At 50.6% G+C, this 21,230-nt stretch carries 21 protein-coding genes and 1 rRNA gene; 5 read left to right on the top strand and 17 right to left on the bottom strand.

Features of this window, described 5'->3' with window-relative positions; all coding sequences use genetic code 11:
* The first annotated feature begins 33 nt into the window (after positions 1–33).
* Positions 34–681, top strand: coding sequence for a M14 family zinc carboxypeptidase (locus tag ACNQKP_RS15460; RefSeq protein WP_011164240.1), 648 nt, complete (start codon positions 34–36; stop codon positions 679–681).
* Positions 682–693: 12 nt separating this feature from the next.
* Positions 694–1,515 (top strand): 2,3,4,5-tetrahydropyridine-2,6-dicarboxylate N-succinyltransferase, encoded by an 822-nt coding sequence (locus ACNQKP_RS15455; RefSeq protein WP_417865784.1) that lies wholly within the window; start codon positions 694–696, stop codon positions 1,513–1,515.
* A 10-nt stretch (positions 1,516–1,525) separates the two neighbouring features.
* Here ACNQKP_RS15455 and ACNQKP_RS15450 read toward each other — a convergent pair whose 3' ends face one another.
* The 9 genes from ACNQKP_RS15450 to ACNQKP_RS15410 all read right to left on the bottom strand — a co-directional run bounded on the left by ACNQKP_RS15450 (position 1,526) and on the right by ACNQKP_RS15410 (position 8,549).
* A complete protein-coding gene (locus ACNQKP_RS15450) occupies positions 1,526–2,776 on the bottom strand; it encodes an FtsX-like permease family protein (RefSeq protein ID WP_417865782.1) in 1,251 nt (416 codons plus the stop codon).
* Between the two features lie 37 nt (positions 2,777–2,813).
* On the bottom strand, positions 2,814–3,611 hold the full coding sequence (locus ACNQKP_RS15445) for a substrate-binding periplasmic protein (RefSeq protein ID WP_088565410.1): 798 nt from the start codon (positions 3,609–3,611) through the stop codon (positions 2,814–2,816).
* Positions 3,608–4,393, bottom strand: a complete 786-nt coding sequence (locus tag ACNQKP_RS15440) for a substrate-binding periplasmic protein (RefSeq protein ID WP_417865780.1) — start codon at positions 4,391–4,393, stop codon at positions 3,608–3,610. Before ACNQKP_RS15440 ends, ACNQKP_RS15445 begins: the two co-directional genes overlap by 4 nt.
* A gap of 134 nt (positions 4,394–4,527) precedes the next feature.
* Positions 4,528–5,481 (bottom strand): MlaD family protein, encoded by a 954-nt coding sequence (locus ACNQKP_RS15435; protein ID WP_417865778.1) that lies wholly within the window; start codon positions 5,479–5,481, stop codon positions 4,528–4,530.
* Complete coding sequence (locus tag ACNQKP_RS15430) at positions 5,478–6,188, bottom strand: cell division ATP-binding protein FtsE (RefSeq protein WP_417865776.1); 711 nt, start codon at positions 6,186–6,188, stop codon at positions 5,478–5,480. Before ACNQKP_RS15430 ends, ACNQKP_RS15435 begins: the two co-directional genes overlap by 4 nt.
* Positions 6,188–7,012: an MlaE family ABC transporter permease gene (locus tag ACNQKP_RS15425; RefSeq protein ID WP_041577479.1), complete on the bottom strand. Its 825-nt coding sequence runs from the start codon at positions 7,010–7,012 to the stop codon at positions 6,188–6,190. The genes ACNQKP_RS15430 and ACNQKP_RS15425 overlap by 1 nt, the downstream gene beginning before the upstream one ends.
* A 71-nt stretch (positions 7,013–7,083) precedes the next feature.
* The gene (locus ACNQKP_RS15420) at positions 7,084–7,659 is read right to left on the bottom strand and encodes a YdcF family protein (protein ID WP_417865774.1); all 576 of its coding nucleotides are present in this window, start codon (positions 7,657–7,659) and stop codon (positions 7,084–7,086) included.
* Entirely contained in the window at positions 7,646–8,023 is a 378-nt protein-coding gene (locus tag ACNQKP_RS15415) for a RidA family protein (protein ID WP_038449043.1), read from the bottom strand. Before ACNQKP_RS15415 ends, ACNQKP_RS15420 begins: the two co-directional genes overlap by 14 nt.
* A gap of 37 nt (positions 8,024–8,060) precedes the next feature.
* Complete coding sequence (locus tag ACNQKP_RS15410) at positions 8,061–8,549, bottom strand: organic solvent tolerance protein (protein ID WP_374028294.1); 489 nt, start codon at positions 8,547–8,549, stop codon at positions 8,061–8,063.
* Positions 8,550–8,695: 146 nt separating this feature from the next.
* Here ACNQKP_RS15410 and ACNQKP_RS15405 point away from each other — a divergent pair, with 146 nt between their 5' ends.
* Positions 8,696–9,325, top strand: a complete 630-nt coding sequence (locus tag ACNQKP_RS15405) for a L,D-transpeptidase family protein (RefSeq protein WP_374035648.1) — start codon at positions 8,696–8,698, stop codon at positions 9,323–9,325.
* On the opposite strand, the gene ACNQKP_RS15400 is transcribed toward ACNQKP_RS15405, so the two are convergent.
* Positions 9,322–10,656: an HD domain-containing phosphohydrolase gene (locus ACNQKP_RS15400; protein WP_417865771.1), complete on the bottom strand. Its 1,335-nt coding sequence runs from the start codon at positions 10,654–10,656 to the stop codon at positions 9,322–9,324. The two genes, ACNQKP_RS15405 and ACNQKP_RS15400, sit on opposite strands and share 4 nt — an antisense overlap.
* Positions 10,657–10,806: 150 nt before the next feature.
* Here ACNQKP_RS15400 and ACNQKP_RS15395 point away from each other — a divergent pair, with 150 nt between their 5' ends.
* On the top strand, positions 10,807–11,448 hold the full coding sequence (locus ACNQKP_RS15395) for a chalcone isomerase family protein (RefSeq protein WP_417865769.1): 642 nt from the start codon (positions 10,807–10,809) through the stop codon (positions 11,446–11,448).
* A 1-nt stretch (position 11,449) separates the two neighbouring features.
* Here the strand turns inward: ACNQKP_RS15395 and ACNQKP_RS15390 are convergent, their stop codons facing one another.
* The 5 genes from ACNQKP_RS15390 to kdpA are packed head-to-tail and all read right to left on the bottom strand — an operon-like array spanning position 11,450 to position 19,138.
* The gene (locus tag ACNQKP_RS15390; protein ID WP_417865767.1) at positions 11,450–12,142 is read right to left on the bottom strand and encodes a response regulator; all 693 of its coding nucleotides are present in this window, start codon (positions 12,140–12,142) and stop codon (positions 11,450–11,452) included.
* A complete protein-coding gene (locus tag ACNQKP_RS15385) occupies positions 12,139–14,820 on the bottom strand; it encodes an ATP-binding protein (RefSeq protein WP_417865765.1) in 2,682 nt (893 codons plus the stop codon). Before ACNQKP_RS15385 ends, ACNQKP_RS15390 begins: the two co-directional genes overlap by 4 nt.
* Positions 14,817–15,356 carry a K(+)-transporting ATPase subunit C gene (kdpC, locus tag ACNQKP_RS15380; RefSeq protein WP_417865763.1) on the bottom strand — a complete coding sequence of 180 codons (540 nt, stop codon included), beginning with the start codon at positions 15,354–15,356 and terminating at the stop codon, positions 14,817–14,819. Before kdpC ends, ACNQKP_RS15385 begins: the two co-directional genes overlap by 4 nt.
* Entirely contained in the window at positions 15,353–17,437 is a 2,085-nt protein-coding gene (gene kdpB / locus ACNQKP_RS15375; protein WP_417865760.1) for a potassium-transporting ATPase subunit KdpB, read from the bottom strand. The genes kdpC and kdpB overlap by 4 nt, the downstream gene beginning before the upstream one ends.
* A gap of 9 nt (positions 17,438–17,446) precedes the next feature.
* Entirely contained in the window at positions 17,447–19,138 is a 1,692-nt protein-coding gene (kdpA, locus tag ACNQKP_RS15370) for a potassium-transporting ATPase subunit KdpA (protein WP_417865758.1), read from the bottom strand.
* Between the two features lie 173 nt (positions 19,139–19,311).
* On the opposite strand from kdpA, the gene ACNQKP_RS15365 reads away from it, so the two are divergent.
* Positions 19,312–19,923, top strand: a complete 612-nt coding sequence (locus ACNQKP_RS15365; RefSeq protein WP_417865756.1) for an NADPH-dependent FMN reductase — start codon at positions 19,312–19,314, stop codon at positions 19,921–19,923.
* A gap of 128 nt (positions 19,924–20,051) precedes the next feature.
* Here ACNQKP_RS15365 and ACNQKP_RS15360 read toward each other — a convergent pair whose 3' ends face one another.
* Positions 20,052–20,489 (bottom strand): DMT family transporter, encoded by a 438-nt coding sequence (locus ACNQKP_RS15360; RefSeq protein WP_417865753.1) that lies wholly within the window; start codon positions 20,487–20,489, stop codon positions 20,052–20,054.
* Positions 20,490–21,028: 539 nt separating this feature from the next.
* A 5S ribosomal RNA gene (gene rrf / locus ACNQKP_RS15355) occupies positions 21,029–21,145 on the bottom strand.
* Positions 21,146–21,230: the final 85 nt, after the last annotated feature.

Here is a 21,230-nt window from a genome sequence, read left to right as displayed (position 1 = left end):
GCTAGTATGATGGCCCATGAAGGATGATTTGTCATGAAAACTTCTATTTTTACTTACACTTCCAAAGGTTTGCCGGTACCGGCCTGGCACTTCAACAACAACGGCCCTGAAGTTCTTATTCTGGGCGGCGTTCATGGCGACGAGGTCGAAGGCGTTATTGCCGCGCAAGAGCTGCTGAAACACTTCATGAATTCCAATCCCTACAAACTGAACATCACCCTGGTTCCGCAATTCAATCTTGAAGGTGTGATTTTCAAAACCCGCGGTAACGGCAACGGTGTGGATCTGAACCGCAACCTGCCAACCAAGGACTGGTCTCCGGAAGTCAAAACCCCGCGCTATCACCCGGGACCGTTTGCCGGCAGCGAAAAAGAAAACCACGGCCTGATGACTTATCTGGATGAAAAAAAACCGGTGTATGTTTTGTCACTGCACTCCTGGCATCCGGTTTTGAATGTCAATGGCGACTGCCGTCCGGTGGCGGAAGTGTTGTCCCGCCTGACGGGTTACAAAATTGACGACGACATCGGCTACCCAACTCCGGGCTGCCTGGGCACCTATGCGGGCCTTGAAAGAAACTGCCCGACCCTGACTTACGAAATCGAACGCGGTCTTTCGGCTGAAAAAATCATCGAAATCCACGTCCCGGCAATCCTCGAATCTTTGAAAGTACTGGAATAAGGAAGGAACACCATGCAAGAACAAGTCTCAAAACTTTGGACCGAAATTCAAGGCGGAAAAACGATCGATCAACTTTCAACTGCCGAGTTGAAAGCCGTTTTTGAAACCATCGAAGGCCTGGATTCCGGCACTTTGCGTGTTTGCCAAAAGCAAGACGGCAAATGGATCACCAACGAATGGATCAAAAAAGCCATCCTGCTTTATTTCCGTATTCAAAAAATGGAACCAATGAATGCAGGCGACATCGCCTTCTTCGACAAGATCCCATTGAAGCGCTGGTCTGAAGAAGACGGCGTGCGCGTCGTTCCTCCGGCAGTGGCCCGCAAAGGCTGCTTCATTGAAAAAGGCGCGATCCTGATGCCATCTTATGTGAACATCGGAGCTTACGTGGGTTCCGGCACCATGGTGGACACTTGGGCCACGGTGGGATCTTGCGCTCAGATCGGTAAAAACGTGCACCTGTCTGGTGGCGTGGGTATCGGTGGAGTTCTGGAGCCGATTCAAGCCTCCCCGGTGATCGTGGAAGACAATGCCTTCATCGGCAGCCGCTGCATCGTGGTTGAAGGTGCCGTTATTGAAGAAGGTGCCGTTCTGGGTGCGGGCGTGACGATCACGGCCAGCACTAAAATCATTGATGTGACGGGCTCATCGCCTGTGGAATACAAAGGCCGTGTGCCTGCCAATTCCGTGGTGATACCAGGCACACAGATGAAAGACTTCGCTGCAGGCTCTTATGGAGTTCCTTGCGCGCTGATCATCGGTAAACGCAAAGCCAGCACGGACCTGAAAACTTCCCTGACAGACGCACTTCGCGACCATCAGGTGAGCGTTTAATTTTTAAGTATTATTTCATTCTTAAAGCATCGGACGGCTGCACTTCTGCAGCCGTTCTTGCTGGAATATAAGAGCCCAGCAAAGCAATCAATCCACTGACAATCAAGACACCAAAGACCAGGCCATAGTTGACCAAAGCCGGGATGGAAGAATCATAGTAAACATCCGACGGCAAAAACTGAATCGGATTGGCTTGAATGTAAAGACTCAAACCTGTTCCCAGAACCACGCCGCCCACAACACCAATGCCGGCCAGGAAAAATCCGATTTGGGTGAACGTACGAACTGTCTGACGGGAAGAAAAGCCAATCGTGCGCAAGATCGCGATATCGCGTTTTTTCTGCGACAACAGCAGTGCCAACACCGTCAGGATAGAACTTCCCGCAATCATACCGGCAAGTCCCAGAAAAATCCCGATGGTCAGCTTTTCAAGTTTTAGCGCATACAATAACGCTGAATTACGATCCATCCAGGTCTCAACACTGACGCCTTCAAACTTCAACAGATCTTCTTTAACGGATTCAATACGCCCCTCATCCGGCAGCCACACTTCAATTCCGTTTTTGCGCAAACCCTCATTCGCCAGAGCGTTCAAGGCCTCCCCGCGCTGATAGAAAATGTACTGCCCATCCAGGTCCGGCAAACTGGTGGTGACGATGCGCTTGATACGCACGCGTTCAAACTTTGGAGTCTCCCCCGGAGGCAGCAACAAACCTGAGGGCGACACGACAGTCAGGAAGTCCCCTTCAAAAACACCCAGGGACTGAGCCAGATCCACACCCATCACCACTTCACCACGCCCGGGAACATCCTGCGGGTCCCAGAAATAAGCCTGGGAATCACGATCCGTGGCTTTGCGATCAATGCGCTGAAGTTGTTCAATGAAGTGCTCAAGGCTTTCGCGGGTCACACCGCGCGCGATGCCTCCACGGAACTGTCCATCCTGACTGCGGATGATGATATCCATGGTTTCATAAACATAGGCACGATGGGCCGGATCTTCCTGCAGACGTTGAAACGCAGGACTGGATTCAAGGCTTTGTGCGGTGTCGGCTCCCGCGACCTGCACATACAGATGCGGCTCCAGCCCCAGAATGCGTTTGTGAATACTGGCATTCATGCCGTTCATGACAAACAAAACCACCAGGAACGCCGTCACGCTGATTGTGATTCCAACCATGGACAACCAGGCGATGCGTTTCACCAAAGAACCCGCTCGCGGAGAAAATATAAAATGACGGAAAAGGTGGCCTACCAACATCCCCTCATAATAGAGCCTGGGGACCCGGATTCAAGCCTCAATGGGGCTTCGGACCACTTTTAAGCATGGCGGCAAGGCGCTCACCCACGTAAATTCGCACGATACTGTCGTATTCGCCGCTTTGGCGCAGACGCTCGAGCTCTTTATCGAAAGCCGATCGTAATTTAGCATCCCGAAAGGCCACATAGCTGTGATTTACCACCGGGAACAGATCAAAGACATCCACGTCCACCCCGGTGTTCACCTGGGAAGCCATGGTCATTCTAAACCAGCCAAAAATATATCGATCCATCACCAGGGCCTCAACCTCACCGGCCCACAGGGCTCGCACCTGGTCCTCCTGGCGAACAAACTCGCGATAATTGTCTGGCAGGCGCCCGTTGGCTTTAGGTGAAAACACCCGGCCAAACTCCTTCCCCAGATCCTTCCAGGCATTGTGCCACGCCCCCACCCGCACCCCTGAAAGATCCGATATCTTCTTCGCTCCAAGCTTGCGGGATCTTAAAGCGATCAGGTAATTTTCGTAAGCCACAAAAGGTTTGGAATAATAGTGGCCGGAACCATCACTGTTATGAGGAACACCGACCACAACATCGAAAGTGTTTCCGTGCTTGGCCTCCGCCTCAATACGATAAGGCGACATCACCTGCTGCCGGACTTTGTAACCCAGACGCTTCAGAATCTCCATTGCCAGATCCACTTCAATACCACGGGTATTGCCGCGCTCTGAAAAGGAATAAGGCGGACGGCCTTTACCAAAGGCCACAAACAAGGATTTAGCCTCTTGAGCTTGAACACCTGAACAGAAAAACAGCAGCGCAAGAATCAGCTTCATTTTTTACCCAATCCGGCCAAACGCTCACCCGTATAGGCCTTCACCATGCGGGCATAGTCCCCGCTGTCGCGCAAGCGTTTCAGTTGACGGTTGAAGGCATCCCGGGTCTTTTCATCACGGAAGGAAACATAGGCCGGAGTGTTTTCCGGGAAGATTTCATGCACTTTCACGTCCTGCGTAAAGTGACTCCCCTCCTGCGGCATCAAGCGATACCATTCAAAGATAAAACGATCCATGACCAACACATCCACTTCGCCATTATACAAACTGGCAAAACGGTCCTTGGTCTGCGGATACTCGATCAGGTTTCCCGGAACTTTGCCGTTGAATCCAGGCTCGAAGATTCTTTTAAAGTCCGCTCCCAGGTCTTTCCAGGCTCCGCGCCAAACGGCTACTTTCAAGGACTGCAGATCTCTGGCACTTTTGATAGAAATCTTTCGCGATTTCAAACTGAAGGCGCAGACCTCGTGGTCCATGAAGGGCTGAGAATAATAGCGCCCCCCTTCACGATTGCGCACGCCAACGATCATGTCGAAGGTGTCGCCGTGATTGGCTTCAGTTTCAAGACGCAGATAAGAAAGACTTTGGAAGTCATGGGGTGCCTTCAGGGATTTTAAAATCTCCCGCACCAGATCCACTTCAATTCCATGCACGACACCATTTTCCTCATAAATATAAGGCGGCTTGCTTCTTCCAAAAGCAACCTTCAAGGTTTTGGCGTCCAATTGTACCGGCAAGACGTTCAGAAGTAAGATTGTCAGGAAGCGAAAAACATTTCGCATGATCAACCATCCCATGCTCAACATTGTGAGCAAAGGTATTATCGTGCGAATTGGAATATTACTGAAGAGTAATAAAGAATTTTTGATATGTTGTAATGTGCCTCAAAGTGAGACACATCACAACCCTGCGGAAACTACTTGCTGGCAGGAAGTCGATCTTGAGTTTCCTCGTCTTTGACTTCTTTAACACTGCTTCTCATAAAGAAGCTTTTTTGCATGGCCTTTAAGACAACAACTGTTTCGTCCAATGCCTGTACCAAACGCACACTGGCTCCGGGAAGCTCGCCTTCGACTTGCTTCACTGCAGGCCCCAGCGCCTTGGTCATCACGGCCAGGTTCTGAGTCATAACAGCAAGGTCTTTGGCCATTTCCGGATTCTGTTCGTTCAACTCCGGAAGAATCTTGTTGATCTCACGCGTGGTCACGGCAAGATTGCCCACCAGTTTTTGCACGCCATCATCATGCGTGGCCTGCTTGGAAAGTTTGATCACTTCCACAGACATTGTGTTCAGGTTTTTCACCAAAGGATCCAAACGGTCAATCACACGAACAAGGCTTTCCGCGCGGCTCTTATCTGCAAACGCATCCACCAGAACCTGCACGCTTTCCAGAATCCCGCCCAGCTTGCTCAAATAGGAATTCAGATGTTTCCCGCTCATCAGCGTCATCAAGTCCACGGTTTCAACGGACTTCACGGCACTGTGATCCGGGATCATCTCAAATTCCTCGTTCCCCACAGTCAGCTCCAGCACCCGCTCACCGATGATGAAAGGACGAATCAACTGCACCGTGCTGTTTTCACGAATGCGGTTCTGGAATTTTCCCAGGACATAGAAGCCAACACGAATGCGGTTGTCACTTTCCAGCTCCACGGTCTCAACCGCTCCGGCACGAAGACCCGCCATCTGCACCAGCGTTCCCTGATGAATACCGTCGGCATTCTCAAAGGTCGTGGTAAAGCGCACCTTCGGCTCAAACCAGCCTTGTTTTACTGCCGCACTGATAGCTGTGACAATCACACCCACAATGGCCAGGACCACAAACAGGCCGGCAATTCTTTCAAATTTATTGAACTTCACTTTCATCATAGATGAACAACTCTTTTCTCGGGATCCACAGCCTGGAAGTAAATTTGTCCGTCATCCAGATGAATGATCTGATAATTGAAAAGGTTCATGAACTTTTCATCATAGGAACTGATAAAGATGTGTTTCAGGTGCCCCTCTTTGCGCAGGCGGTGAATGTGATCGGCAAAAATGTAAACGCTGTCCTGCCCCAGACCGACGCTTGGATCATCCAACAAAAGCATTTCCGGCTGCATCACCACCGCACGCATCAGACAGGTCAGTTTGCGGATGCGACCCGGAACATGGGCCGGTCTTTCATGCGCAAACTTCTCGATGCCAAATTCCTTGATCATCGCTTCCACGCGGGCTTTACACTCGTCCGGCGTCAAAACCTTATGATACAAAAGCGGCAGCATCAGATTGTCATACAAAGTACGATTGTTGATCAGACCGCCGTAATCGAAGGAATATCCGATCTTCAGACGAAAAGGCAAAAACTCTTCAAAGGACATATCCACCACATTTTCACCGTTGATCAGATATTTCCCGGACTGGGGGATCTGCAGGCCCGCCAGAATCTGCAACAGGGAGCTCTTCCCCGCGCCTTCATCGGCTTTCACCCACAGGATTTCGTTCATGGGAAAATCAAACTCCACATTCTGAACAATTGGCTCCTGCCCTTCATGAGTGAAAGACACGCCTTCAAATTTTAGATTTTCGATTTTCATCACACCACCCCTAAACTGCGAAGTTGATTTAGATAAAACAAAGCTGTCACAATCAAATTAAACACGACCACAAAAATGATACTGTTCACCACGGCCTGGGTCGTGACCTGTGGAACCTCATGCGGACTGCGCTTCACGGAAAGCCCCTGATAGCAGCACACCACGAAAATAATCATCCCGCTGAAACCGTTCTTCAGCAGGAAGATCAGCACGTCCTCTTTGGCAAAGGCGCGCATCAATGAATCCGTATAAAAAGCCAGGGGCAGATCCTGCACGAATTTCGTGACCAGGAATCCGCCAATCAAAGCGATGAAATTGAAATAAAAGGCCAGTCCCAGCACGCTGATGATTCCACCCAGCACACGCGGGAACACAATAAAGCTCAGGGGGTTGATACCCATGCTTTCCAGCGCTTCGATCTCGCGATTGGCGCGCATGTTCCCGACTTCGGAAGCCACCGCCGTACCCGAGCGCGCGATCACCACCAAAGCCACCAGCAACGGACCCGCCTCACGCACGATCATGACAATCAGGAAGTTCCCGATCATCTGGGTGCCGCCCAGAAGTGACAGATTGGACAGGGACTGAAGCAAAATGATGGATCCGGTTCCCAAAGCCAGAACCGAAATCAGTGGCAGAGCCTGCCAGCCGGTGAAATAGATTTGCGCAGAAATAACGCCGACGATCTGGCGGAAGCCCTGAGCACGATCCAAAACCGTAGCACGCAGAGAAAGATAAACCATCAGGAGAACACGTGCCGTGTACTCCACATTCTTTGTTACTGATCTTCCTAGCGAGTCGATTTGCGCCAGTAAAGAAGTCATGATTCACCCTCGATTTCTCAAGGATTTATCGGTTCATTTCGATAAAAGATGTCTTGGTCAAAAGTCTGGTTTTAATAGGCCCAGAGAGAGTAAAACAGCGATTTCAAGGCCTCAAACCCCGACTCCCAGACGGAAGACTCAAAGCGGCCGCCAATAATCGCATGCTTTTCGATGTAGATGTTTTCAGGAAACGTGGCCCTGAAGGTCCGGTAAGAACGGTACATATGCAGACGTGAGGTCACCAGCAGGATGTCCCGGCACTTCAATGCCTCCACAATCGGAAGGCTTTGCTGGGCATTTCCATAGGTGGTTTCTGAACGGCGGTCCAAGACCACATCGTTCTCACTCAGGTTCCCGTAAAAGGGCCACACCGGCATGATCTCGCGCAGACGCGCATTGGAATACACACCCGAAATAACGAGCTTTTTGACATTCTGGTTGGCCAGAAGGTCAAACCCCTCCCGCACCCTGCCTGCGCCGCCCGTCAGGACAACCGCGCAGTCAGCGGAAGGAGTCTTCGTCCAGGATTGAATCCGCTCACCCTGCACCTTCTGATACTGGTCGACGAAGCGGTAAAGCACCACCGCGCTCAGGAATACCAGAGCCCAGAATGAACGGGATTTCAACAGGGACTTAGCGATGCGCAATGACTTCGATCTCCACGTTCACGCCTTTCGGCAAGCCTGCAACCGCCACGGTGGAACGCGCTGGAGGAGCGTCAGTGAAGGCTTTGGCGTAGATCTCATTCACAGTTGCAAAGTCCGACATGCTGGTCAGGAAGATCGTGGTTTTCACGATGTTGCTGTATTTCATGTTGGCAGCTGCCAGGACCGCTTCGATGTTTTTCAAAACCATTTCAGTCTGAGTTTTGATATCGCCTGTGAAAACTTCGTTTGTTTTTGGATCGATGGAAATCTGACCGGAGCAGAACAACATGTCGCCGATCTGAATTGCCTGAGAATAAGGACCAACTGCTTTGGGTGCGTTGTCTGTGTGAATAACTTTTTTCATAAACATCCTTTTTCGAGATTGGAAAATTGGTTGAGGACTAGAAGTAGAAAATGATTCCGGCGCTGAACGGACCATCACCGATGGTTCTGAAGCGCACGTTGTCGCCAGAGATCACACCCACGCCACCTTCAAAGGTGAATGCCAGGGAATCAAGGCCGGTGAAGAAAAACTCACCGCCAAACAAAGCATTCAGTTCAAAACCGGATTCTTTATCCCCGGCCACTTCATTGTTCAGGATGCCCAAAGTACCACCCATGTAGAAGTTCATGTTGTCTTCTTTGAAAACGATGCGACGAATGCCTGCGTTGAATGCAAACTTGGAATAGTCTTCCTGAGTATCAATACCCAAACCGCCCGCGATGGAAACATCCGGAGCAATATAATAAACAGCAGCCAACTGCGCCAGATCCAGAGCAGAGTGACTTTTAACACCCACACCCAAACGATTGGTCAATTCCTTGGCTTCACCTTGAGCTGCAAAAATAACTGTTACCAAGCATAGCGCCAACGCCACTTTTTTAAGCACTTTGATCTCCTTGTGATCGATTTTTTAAGCCCTCTTATTAAAGGCAAAAGCCGGGAATGGGGCAAAGGATTTTCCTTCTTACGGACAGTGTCAAAACTGCCAAAAGGCCCCTTGCGCAAAGCCTGCCATCATGGGAAATCAGGGACATGAAATTCCTCTGGCTCGTACTTGTGATTCTTGCCCCCATGACTTCTTTTGCCATCATCAAGGGCGATGGCTTTGAAATGCTCAGCCCTGAAGAAAGCCGCATGCTGGAAGTGGGCTTGGAATCTTCAGAACTTCCCAGCCTGTGCCCTCGCGCCAAAGAGTTCGCTGAAAACGCCCGCTGGGAACACGCCCCTATTTCTCAAAAATTGGATTTCGTGCTGGTGGATAAAAAACGCCGTATGCTGCATGTGATGCGCCACGGTCAAGTACTGGCAACTTATACCGTCGCCCTGGGCGGAAACCCCCAAGGCCACAAGAAAAATGAAGGCGATCAGCGCACTCCGGAAGGGCGATATTTTTTTGATCTGAAAAAAGAAAAAAGCGAATACCACCTGGGTCTTCGTATCAATTATCCCAATGCCAAAGATCTTGCGGAAGCCAAAAAGAACGGCATCAAAAATCCTGGTGACAGTATTTTGATTCACGGTCTTCCCAACAGTTGGGTGAAACGCAAAGTCATCCGCCATCCCCGTGATTGGACCAAGGGATGCATGGCTGTTCGTGATTATGAAATTGAAGAAATTTACGCCAACATGGATCTGGGCGGAATGATCGAGATCTGCCCTTAAAGCAAAGACTCGGCAATGGCTGCGAGGAACGCTGGCGAAAATGTTGTGCCGGCGTTGTTTTCAGCCTCCCAGATTTTTTCCTTCAAGAAGCGAAAACCCACACCATTCTTTTTCATCGTCGTCAGCACACCCTGGTCAATCTTTTCCGCAAACTGCAGAACCAAAGCCTCCACCGGAATCTTGTCCGCCGGGACCTGATTCGGAAAGCCTTTTTCATCAAAGCGCTCATGCGTGCAAACCATCACAGCCTTGATTTCTTCTGACAACGGAAGCCCTTTGATCAGGCAGCGGTTCAAGGACAGGATCGGATGATTGCAGAATTCGCGCTGCTGCTCGTCCAAAACAGTCCTGCTTTCGGAGGTTAAAAACTCGCGGCTGATCTGATCGTCGATATCAAACAGCCCCACGTCCGTCAGCAGCCCCGCCATTAACACCGTCAGAGGATCCCCCTGCCCGCTTTTCTTCGCAATCATGGCCCCGTAAACAGCAACCCAAGGGGCGCGCCACAAATCGTAGAACTCGCCCTTTAAGACCTCACGGAAGAGATCCCACAGATCCTCTTCGGTTGCCAAAAGATGCAACAGATCTGTTGCCGTTTTCTGAAGCGCCTCATAACGGAAGCGGAAAGCCTCAGGCCCCGGAGATTTAAAATCAAACAGCAGAATTTCATTCAAATGCAAAGCCCCATGGCACAGGGATAAAAACAGCGCACGCGCGCGTTTTTTCAGACCATGCCCGGAGGTGTCGTAATAAGTCGTGATGTAATCCAGATACTTTTCACTGTCGCGATTTTGAATAAAAGTGCTTTCAGCTTTTCCCACCCGCTGGAAGCGCTCATCACTCAGAACTGAGTTGCTATACACGACCGCAAGATAACGCTGATTCAGAGGCATGCGCACAAACACCGGGAAGGTCATGGTGGTCATTGGGAACAAATCACCGATCTGAATCTCAAAGTACTGCGCCCGACAACGATACAGGCAGATATACTCAAACTTCAGGGTGCGGTTGAATTCACTTTGTGAAAGTGGTGTGACACGCGGATTCTGGGTCCCTTCCAGATTCTCGCGCGACAACGAAGCCGCCATAACCGTCACAATTCTGGACCGCGGGAACAGATTCAAAACCTGATCCACTCGCGCCGCAAATGCGGACAGATCCTCACTCTCCTCCTGCACCATCAAAACCATCTGCGCGCGCATCAGCTCCGAGCGCGAACTTGAATCCAGTTCAGAGTAAGGCATTTGTTTGAAAGTCAGATAGTGACGGGAAATAACTTCCTTGGCGCGGTTTAAAATCGCCTCATCCCCGGACAGGATCAGAAGTTCCAATTTTTGTCTGAATAAGGTCTGCGTCCGGGTGTCAGTCATTGCTTTAAAAATTCTAAACTTCCGCAAGGAGGCTGCCAACAAAACTTTTCCGGGTTGACAATTAATCCCCCTCAACCAATCCTATCTGGACCAATTCGAGAAAGGACCTGTATGAAACACCTTATCGCAGCCCTTGCGACCGTTCTTTTGTCTGTAAACTCCATGGCAGCCCTATTGACCCCGGAGGGAACCGGCGAAAAAGTGGAAAAAGTGACCCTGTCCACTTCCGCGACCGCCAACGTTGAAAACGAATCCCTGAAACTGACTTCTGTGGGCGCAGGCCTTCGTGCCAAGAAAGTGGTTTTCGTGAACGTGAAAGTTTACGTGGGCCAGCTTTTTGTCAGCTCCCCTGAAACCTTCAAGAAAACGGATGCTGAAGCCCTGACTTCGCTGAAGGACCAACAAGCCGTTGCCATCCAGATGCACTTCCTGCGTGGCGTGGATGCAGATAACGTGCAGAAATCCTTCAAAGAAGCTCTTAAAGCCAATGGCGTGAGCTCTGATGAAGCGTCCGTGAAACAATTCCTGGACTCTGTCGCCAAAGGCGGCGAAGCCAAAGAAGGCAAAGCGCTGACTATACTGGGTGCAAAATTGAAAGATGGCAGCGAAGTGGTTCTTTACGAAACTACTTCCGGCAACGTGTCTGAAATCAAAGGCCCGGCGGGATTCATCGAAAAGATCTTCTCCATCTGGCTGGGTAAACCATCCGATGATGGCGTAGCCACTTTGAAAAAATCCATCCTGAAAAAGTAATCTAAAGATCCAGAAGCCGGTATCCAACACCGGCTTCGGTGACGATAATCTCGGCCAACTCCTCTCGGATGTGAAGCTTCTTTCGCAAACCGCCGACATACACCCTCAGATAATGAGTGTGCTCCACAGAGTTGGGGCCCCAGACCTCATTCAAAAGCATGCGATGGGTGACAACTTTACCCTTGTTCTTGATCAGTACTTTTAAAATATTGAACTCGGTCGCGGTCAGTTTAACGAGCTCCCCCTCCACCGTGACAGTGTGCCCGGGAACATCCACTTTCAATGGACCACTGACCATCTCGGTTTTTTCAGCGGCGTTTTGTGGTGAATGCCTTAAAGCCACACGCATGCGCACCAACAGCTCCGGCACACTAAAAGGTTTGGTGATGTAATCATCCGCGCCGCCATCCAAAGCGGCGATCTTGTCATTGTCGGAATCCTGAACGGTCAAAACAATCACCGGAACCTGAGACCAGCTGCGCAGCTCAGAAAGCACATGAAGTCCCGGGATGTCCGGCAGGCCCAGGTCCAAAAGAACCAAATCCGGTCGCAGCGAAGCGGCAGCAGTCAAACCGTCTCGTCCGCTGGGTGCCTCCTCCACTTGATAGGAGTTGGCTTCCAGACTCACCCGCAAAAGCTTACGGATGGAAGCTTCATCATCAATCACCAAAACTTTCTTCAAGTTCTCTTTCATCTTCCGTCCTCTAACGCCGCGGGAGGAGTCTCGTAGGGAAGCTCCAAGACGAACTCCGCTCCGGACATATCCTTACGATTCTGAGCATAGACCCTGCCGCCATGAGCTTCAACCAAAGCTTTTACAATAGCCAAACCCAAACCAACGCCACCCGTGGCACTGCCTGGCACCCGATAGAAGGCTTCAAAGATATGCTTCAGGTTGTCCTGTGGAATCCCCGGACCCTGATCCAAAATCCGCAAAAGAATGCGACGATTTTCCATTTCAAGGCGCAATGTGATTTCAGTGCCTTCGGCCGCATAACGAACAGCATTGCTAATAAGATTCAACAGCACATGTTCAAACAGCTTTTCATCAATCTGGGCATAACAAGACCCCAGATAGTTCACCACCGACAGCTTGTGGTGTGCCACCAGACGACCCAGCTTACCCGGCAGGCCGGAAAGAACATCCTCCAGATCAACCCATTCTTTTTTCAAGCGCAAAGCCCCGGAATTCAGGCGGGACATGTCCAAAAGATTCTCCACAACCTGATTCAGGCGCAACGATGAATCCATAATATCCTGAGCCAGTTGCTCGCGGGTCTCTTTATTGGCCGAAACCTTTTCATCCATCACCGCTGAAGCCGAGCCAATGATGGCCGTCAGCGGAGTTCGCAGCTCATGCGACACTGAGTTCAATAGCGCCTGATGCAGATTCTCTGATACTTCCAAAACCTTCATCTGCTCGGACTGCTGCTGCAATCTCAAACGATCCAGGGCCATGCCTGTTTGCGCGCAGACGTTTTCCAAAAGATTCTGCTGATCCAAACTCAAGATGGCTTTTTCACGGGGATAGAACAAAAGAACCCCCATTGTCTTGTCTTTGGCCTTCAATGGCAGACTCAGACAGCGAGATTCTGAAAGTGTCTCTGTCTTCCATCCCGCATTGCGACCATTTTCAAAGGACCACACGGCCAGTGCAAAATCTTTTTCATCCAACTTGGACTCATTAAATGATTTTTTCTGTAAATGCCCCTCAGAATCCGTCAGCAGAACCTTCACTTTTCCATTCAGCAAACCTTCAAGACTTTGCGAAGTCGCCAGACAGATGTCCATTGGATTCAAGGACGAGGAAAACTCTCTTACCAAATCATACAAAGTCCGGGTTCGCTCCTCCCGTCCCTCAAGATCCCGATCACGGGCCCGAATTCTTGCAGCCAGCACCCCGCTCAGCAAGGCCACCAACAGGTAAGCCACACACATCATCACATCTTCGGGGGCATTGATCGCAAAAGTCATTATGGGTGGAATAAAGAAAAAGTTCCAGATCAGCGCACTTAGAACCGCTGCGAACAGAATCGGCCCTTGTGTTGTAACCAGACCAATCATCATCATCGCAATCAGAAAAACAAAGCCGACCGCCCGGTAGCCAATTAATGGCAAAAGCAAACGACTTACGAAACTGACACCCATCACGAACCAAAAAGCATTCCAGTAAGCCGCTCCGGCCGCATCAAACCCCGGAGGCGTCCATTTCCAGACCTTTTTACGTGGCACTTCTTCCTGACGGATGATGTGAACATCAACGGCGCTGCTTTTGCGAACCAACTGATCCAACAAGGACCCTTGTCCTCCCAGCATCTCCCACCAACGTCGTTGCGGGCGTCCCATGATGATCTGGGTGATATTTCTTTCGTGAGACACCTGATGAATGGCGCCGGCGATATTTGAACTTCGAAGGGAAACCACCTCCGCACCGAGTTCTCGCGCCAAAGCCAGATTTCGCACCAGCATCGTTTGATCTTCTTCCGAAAGACGTTCGCCTGTATCAATATGCAATGCCAGCCATGGAGCCTCCAGCCCATAGGCCATGCGGCGGGTGGCCCGAATCAAGCGCCCCGAAAAAGGACTGTGACTGACAGCAACCAACAGTCTTTCCTGGGTATTCCACGGGCCCATGATCTGTTGAACCACCATCTGATCCTGCAGATCCTGATCCACTCGTTCGGCCGTGTATCGCAAAGCCAGCTCACGCAAGGCCATCAAATGGGTTTCACGGAAGAAGTTTTCCTCCGCGCGCACGGCGCGATCCCCCTGATAGACTTTGCCTTCCTTCATCCGCTTCAAAAGTCCCTGAGCCGTGATATCGATAAGCTCCATCTGGTTGGCCAAATCCAAAATGGAGTCTGGAATACGCTCCTGGATTTTTATCCCGGTGATCTGTTGAACCAGATCCGCGCGGCTTTCCAGGTGCTGAACATTCACGGTGGAATAGACACTGATCCCCGCTTCCAAGAGCTCGATGACATCCTGATAACGTTTGGGATGACGGGAGCCCGGCGCATTGGTGTGCGCCAATTCATCGACCAAAACGATCTGGGGTTTCAGCTTTAAAATGGCATCAAGATCCATTTCTTCAAGCACAGTGTCTTTGTATTGAATTTTCTTTTTTGAAATGACCTTCAGGTCTGCAAGCAGTTCTTCCGTTTCGCGACGTCCGTGAGTTTCAACAACACCAACGACAAGGTCCGCCCCCTGGCGGACCTGTTCCACTGCAGCTTTTAACATGGCATAGGTTTTCCCTACACCCGGACACATCCCAAAGAAAACACGGAAATGACCGCGCTCCCTTTTTTCTTCTTCCTTCTTAATTCCCTCAAGAATTCGATCCGGATCGGGACGATACTCATCACTCATAGCGTTTCATCCAGGGCAAGATTGAGCTTCAGGATATTGACCCGTTTCTCACCCAAGAGGCCTCCTTGACGACCCTCAGTGTACTCCTCAATCAGCCGTTCAACCAGCACAGTCTGCTCCGCTGACAGGGTGCGAGCCTGCACAATGCGTTGCATCTGTGATTTAACGGCCGCTGGAGACACATGCGGATCCAAACCACTGCCCGAGGTAAAGAGCATCTCGCGGGTCAACCCTTGAGCCTGCCTCTCAGCGACGGCTTTCTTCAGGCTCTCACTGGTTGGCCCCGCATTCGAAGCTCCGGAGGCCACCGTCGCATAATCCCCGGCCGAGGGCCGTGGCCAGAAGTACCGGGGGCTGACAAATTTCTGAGCGATCAGTTCGGATCCGACAACCTGACCGTCTTTTTCCAACAAAGACCCCTTGGCCTGATACGGAAACAACATCTGCCCCAGCCCTGTCACCGCCAGTGGGTACAAAATCCCGGTCAACAAACTTAAAATCACAAACATTTTTAAGGCTACAATTAAGTTCTTCATACCAACCCCAGTCCGACCACAATCACATCAATCAGCTTAATCCCCACAAACGGAACCAGCACGCCGCCCAATCCATAGAGCAGCAGATTTCTTTGCAGGATTTTATTTGCACCCATCGCCCGGTAAGGCACGCCCCGCAACGCCATAGGAACCAATGCGATAATAATCAGTGCATTAAAAATAACAGCACTCAAGACCGCACTTTGAGCCGAAGAAAGACCCATCACATTCAGAGCACTCAACGGACCGTCTGCTCCCTTCACCGCATACAGGCCGGCAAACATCGCGGGAATTATGGCAAAATATTTAGCGATGTCATTTGAGATACTGAAGGTGGTTAAAGCCCCGCGGGTCATCAGCAATTGCTTACCGGTTTCAACAATCTCAATCAGCTTCGTGGGATTGGAATCCAGATCCACCATATTCCCCGCTTCACGCGCAGCCTGGGTGCCTGTGTTCATCGCCACCCCGACGTCAGCCTGAGCCAATGCCGGCGCATCGTTAGTTCCGTCGCCCGTCATCGCAACCAGATGCCCTTTGCTTTGCTCCTCACGAATACGCAGAAGTTTCATCTCGGGTGTAGCCTGCGCCATGTAATCATCAACTCCGGCTTCCGCCGCAATCGCCGCAGCGGTCAGTGGATTGTCCCCGGTCACCATCACCGTGCGAATACCCATGCGACGAAGCTCCGCAAAGCGTTCGCGGATACCGCCTTTTACGATGTCCTTCAGGTAAATGACACCCAGAACCTGATTGCCATCAGCCACCACCAACGGAGTTCCCCCTTGTTTGGCGATCGCTTCCACGGACCTTTTCACCTCAGAAGGATAAACGCCCCCTTGGGACTCAATATGCTTTTGCAGCGAATCCGCCGCCCCTTTGCGCAAACTTCGCAAAGCTCCATTTTCAGTCACGATATCCACACCACTCATTCTTGTCTGTGCCGTGAACGGAACAAAGTGCGCCTGATGCGGATCCAGTTTTTCGGCCCGCAAAGAAAACTTTTGTTTTGCCAGAACCACAATAGAACGGCCCTCCGGGGTTTCGTCACTCAGTGACGCCAACTGCGAAGCCTCGGCCAGGCGTTCAACCGCCACTCCGGGTGCAGCCACAAATTCACTGGCCATGCGGTTTCCCAGGGTTATGGTGCCGGTTTTATCCAGCATCAGCACGTCGATATCGCCCGCTGCTTCCACCGCACGTCCGCTTTTGGCAATGACGTTCTTACGAATCAGACGATCCATCCCGCTGATCCCGATGGCGCTTAACAGCCCGCCAATCGTCGTTGGAATCAGGCAAACCACCAGCGCAATCAACACCGGCATATTCACAATATCGGAAAGATCCTGCCCGGCACTGCGCGCGGAATAATCCGCAAAGAATTTCAGTGTGATCACAGCCAGAATGAAAACCACCGTCAAAGACACCAGCAAAATCCCCAGGGCCACTTCATTCGGAGTTTTCTGGCGTTTGGCCCCCTCAACCAGACTGATCATGCGATCCAGGAAGCTGTTGCTCGGATCCGTGGTGATACGAATCAAAATACGGTCACTGATAACCCGGGTTCCTCCAGTCACAGCACTGCGGTCACCACCAGCTTCACGAACCACTGGAGCCGATTCACCCGTGATCGCGGATTCATCGACCGTCGCGATTCCCTCAATGATTTCACCATCACCAGGAATCACGTCCCCCGTTTCGCAAACCACGATATCGCCTTTACGCAAAGCCAGGGACACAACCCCTTCTTCACGTCCGTTCATTATTTTGCGGGCCATGGTGTGGGAACGGTTTTTTTTCATGGACTCGGCCTGAGCTTTTCCCCGGCCTTCTGCCAACGCTTCGGAAAAATTGGCAAATAAAACCGTAAACCACAGCCACAAGGCCAGTTGAAACTCAAAACCAAACCCCAAGCCCGTGCTCATGCGGTGAAGCGTGACCACCGTCACAACCACCGCGCCCAGCCAAGTGATAAACATGACCGGATTCTTGAATTGCACTCGTGGATCCAGCTTCGTAAAGCTGTCCAGCAAAGCTTGTTTTAAAATTTTCTTGTCTGTAAATGTCGATGCGGAACTCATACAAAACTCCTACTGACCACGCATCATCAAAAGATGCTCTAGAATCGGGCCCAAAGATAATGCCGGGAAGAAGGTCAAAGACCCCACAATGAAAATAACGGCGATAAGGATCACAACAAACAAAATGCTGTCAGTGCGGAACGTCCCCAACCCTGTCGGGGAAGTCTTTTTACCCGCAAGACTTCCTGCAATCACCAACACCGGAAGAATGATGGCAAAGCGTCCGATCAACATCGCAGTTCCGATCAGAACATTATAAAACGGCGTGTTCACGGTCAGACTTCCGAAGGCGCTGCCATTGTTTGCCGCAGCCGACGTGAACGCATAAAGAACTTCACTCAATCCATGGGGGCCCTGATGTCCCAGTCCCGCAAGCCCCATAGGATGGGCAACAGCGACGGCGCTAAAAATCAAAATGGTCACACAAGGAGCCAGGACCCCCACCACGACCCAAATGATTTCTTTGGCTTCAATTTTCTTACCAAGGTACTCAGGCGTTCGTCCCACCATCAGGCCGGAAATAAACACCGTCAGAATCACAAAAAGCAGCATGCCGTACATGCCCGCGCCGACACCGCCGAAGATCACCTCGCCAAGCATCATGTTAACCATGGCAATCCCGCCGCTCAGAGGCGACAATGAACTGTGCATGGCGTTCACAGAACCGTTAGAGGCCGACGTTGTCAGTACCGACCACAGCACACTGTTGGTCACTCCGAATCGAGTCTCTTTACCCTCCATCAAAGCTGTCTGGCCAATGGTGGCATTCGGAGTGTATTCCGACCACAACGACAGAGAGAGCATAACCACCATCATGGACATCATGGCAGCAAACAGGACCCAGCCCTGTCTTTTTGATCCCACCATCGCACCAAACACATACGTGCAGGCGGATGCCAGAAGAATCAAAGAGATCATCTCCAGGAAGTTACTCCAGGGAGTCGGATTTTCATAAGGATGAGCACTGTTCAGCCCAAAGAAGCCACCACCATTGGAACCCAGTTGCTTGATCGCGATCTGGGAAGCCGCAGGGCCTTGAGGAAGAAGCTGTTCAGCTCCCTCGATGGTCTTGGCAGGAACATAGGCGGAAAAGTTTTGCACGACACCTTCGCCCACCAGGAACAAGGCCAGCACCAGAGAAAACGGCAAAAGCACATGCACCGTGGAACGAGTCAAGTCGACCCAAAAATTCCCAAGGCCCGTCACCTGCTTGCGCGCAATCCCGCGCGTAAACGCCAGAAACACCGCAAACCCCGTTGCCGCACTGACAAAGTTCTGCACACACAACCCCAGCATCTGAGTCAGATAACTCAAGGTGCTTTCGCCGGAATAAGCCTGCCAGTTGGTATTTGTGACAAAGCTCGCTGCGGTATTAAATGCCAGGTGCCAGCTTGTATTCGGCAGGCCTTGGGGATTCAGAGGCAACGCCGCTTGTAACATCTGCAGCAACATCACCACGACGATACCGATCAGGTTGAAAAACATCAGAGACAGGAAATACTCTTTCCAATCCATCTCGTCATTTTCCCGAACCCCGGTCAGGCGGTAAGTCCCTGACTCCAGAGGGCGAAGTAAAGAAGATAGCCAAGTCTTTTCGCCTTGAAAGACCCTGGCCATATAGCTGCCCAAGATGGGAGTCGCGACTGCAACCACGCCCAACGTCAAAATGATCTGAATAAGATCTGCAGAGTTAAAACCCATAATCACTGTCCTTTGTATGACAACAATCTAAAGTTTCTCTCCTCAAGGCCGCGTAAATTCGACCCCGGATTGCATAAAGAAAAAGTAAAAATCTGTATTTTGGAACATTCTTCGCAATTTCATCGGTCCGCCTGCGACACAATGAGACACTACCTTGGTCAACGAGGTGCCAAATGAAAGTCTTTATGTTTGCAGCGTCCCTGCGCCATGGTTCCTACAATAAAAAACTCATCCGCATTGCCGCCGAAAGTGTTATGGGCCTGCCCTTTTGCGAGGTGGAGCTTCATGAGTTCAACGAATTCCCGCTTCCCATGTATGATGCGGATCTGGAAAACACCGAAGGCATCCCCGCCGGGGCCCTGGCCCTGGGAAAAATGATCGACGAAGCGGATGCCGTGATCATCTCAAGCCCTGAGTACAACGGCAGTATTCCCGGGACTTTCAAAAATGCGATCGACTGGTTGTCCCGTATCAAGCCCGTTCCACTCAGCAAAAAGCAGATTCTTTTGATTGGCGCTTCACCCGGTCACCTGGGAGGTGTGCGCGGCAACCTGCACGCAAGGGTGCCATTGCATGTCCTGGGTTCTTATGTGTATCCGGAATATTTTGGCCTGGCCAAGGCAGACCAGGCCTTTGATCAGAACGATCAGATAAAGGACGAAAAACAGTTTGAAAAGCTGCAGACCCTGCTAACAGACTTTATTCACTATGCCTCCCGCAAAGAGACACCTTTTGAAAAACTCACTGAATTTGTGGATGAAAAACTCCACGAACGACACAACTGAAAGAGATTGCTACAAGCAAATCTCCTGTGGGGTGAATAGAACTATCGCCCGGGAGATAACAAAAGAGAGTGGTGACAGACCACTCTCTTTTGAAAAAAAATTTAAAATGTAATTGTGGAAGCCGGACCTTACCCCGCATTCCGCGGGGCCGCAGAGACAACGGGAGCAGCTGGAACCGGCACAACCACTGCCGATGGAATCGGCTCAATGTGTGTGGTTTCAACTTTCGCCACTTGTTCTTCGGCTTTTTTGCCCTCACCCAGATTCAGAATGACCACGCCGACAATAATCAATGTTGTCGCGACCACCTTTTGAAGTGGCAGCGGCTCATTGAAAATAACCAGTCCCAGGAAAGCCATCAAAGCTGTTCCAACTCCCGCCCAGATCGCATAGACGTTACTGATCGGAAGATATTTAAGCGCCACAGTGAGGCTTATAAAGCAGATTCCATGACATGCTACAGTGAGCACGGATGGGAGCACCTTTGTAAACCCCTCTGAGTACTTCATCGTGATCGTACCGAAAACTTCGAAAATAATTGCTGCTGCAAGATACACGTATGCCATAAGACACCCTGTCGCATCTCGACCCTTTCTATCGTATTAAATTGTGTTTACCCCGTGTCTCGGATGAAACTCCGAGAGATCTTTTTTTGAACCAGTCGACAAAAAAGACTTAAAAAGCGAACAGGAGAAAGCTCCTGTATTTGATATAACTAGAATACCACAGCCCTTTAAAAAAAGCTCTCATGACTCGACTTCAATGAGATAACGCAGTAATTTCATAGCTTTAATGGTGAGACACAGCGAATATTTTTAGTCCAAACTTTGTTTGATTACACATCTATTTGTTTATAGATATTCCCCTTTTGAAACAAAAAGGGACCTTCAAAGGGCAAGTTCGACGTCTCTGAATGATGTGAAAATGAAAGAAAAGATCCGAGCTGCCCCGCCAGTGAGCGCACTCAGCAACCCAAGCAAGAACCCTCGTTGAAGAACTCCTGCTTCTGATTGAGGCGATAAAGCCGAATTCGAGGCGTTTCCGGCAGGCTTTTGGATACAAAAAAACCCGGATTACTTTCGTAACCCGGGTTCAAGTAAAATAGAGCTGGCGTCGTGCTACTCTCCCACATGGTCGCCCATGCAATACCATCGCCGCAAGAGGACTTAACTTCTGAGTTCGGAATGGGATCAGGTGTGGCCCCTCTGCTATAAACACCAGCAAAGCGTTTATTAATCAAAGTGGTTAGCTTCTTACACTAACCTTTTCGTTCTTTGCAACTTACTTCCAATCCAAATGGAGAAGTT

Source organism: Bdellovibrio bacteriovorus, from assembly GCF_048286975.1.
In the GTDB taxonomy this organism is placed as follows: domain Bacteria; phylum Bdellovibrionota; class Bdellovibrionia; order Bdellovibrionales; family Bdellovibrionaceae; genus Bdellovibrio; species Bdellovibrio bacteriovorus_H.
This window is presented reverse-complemented; position numbering and strand designations above follow the sequence as displayed.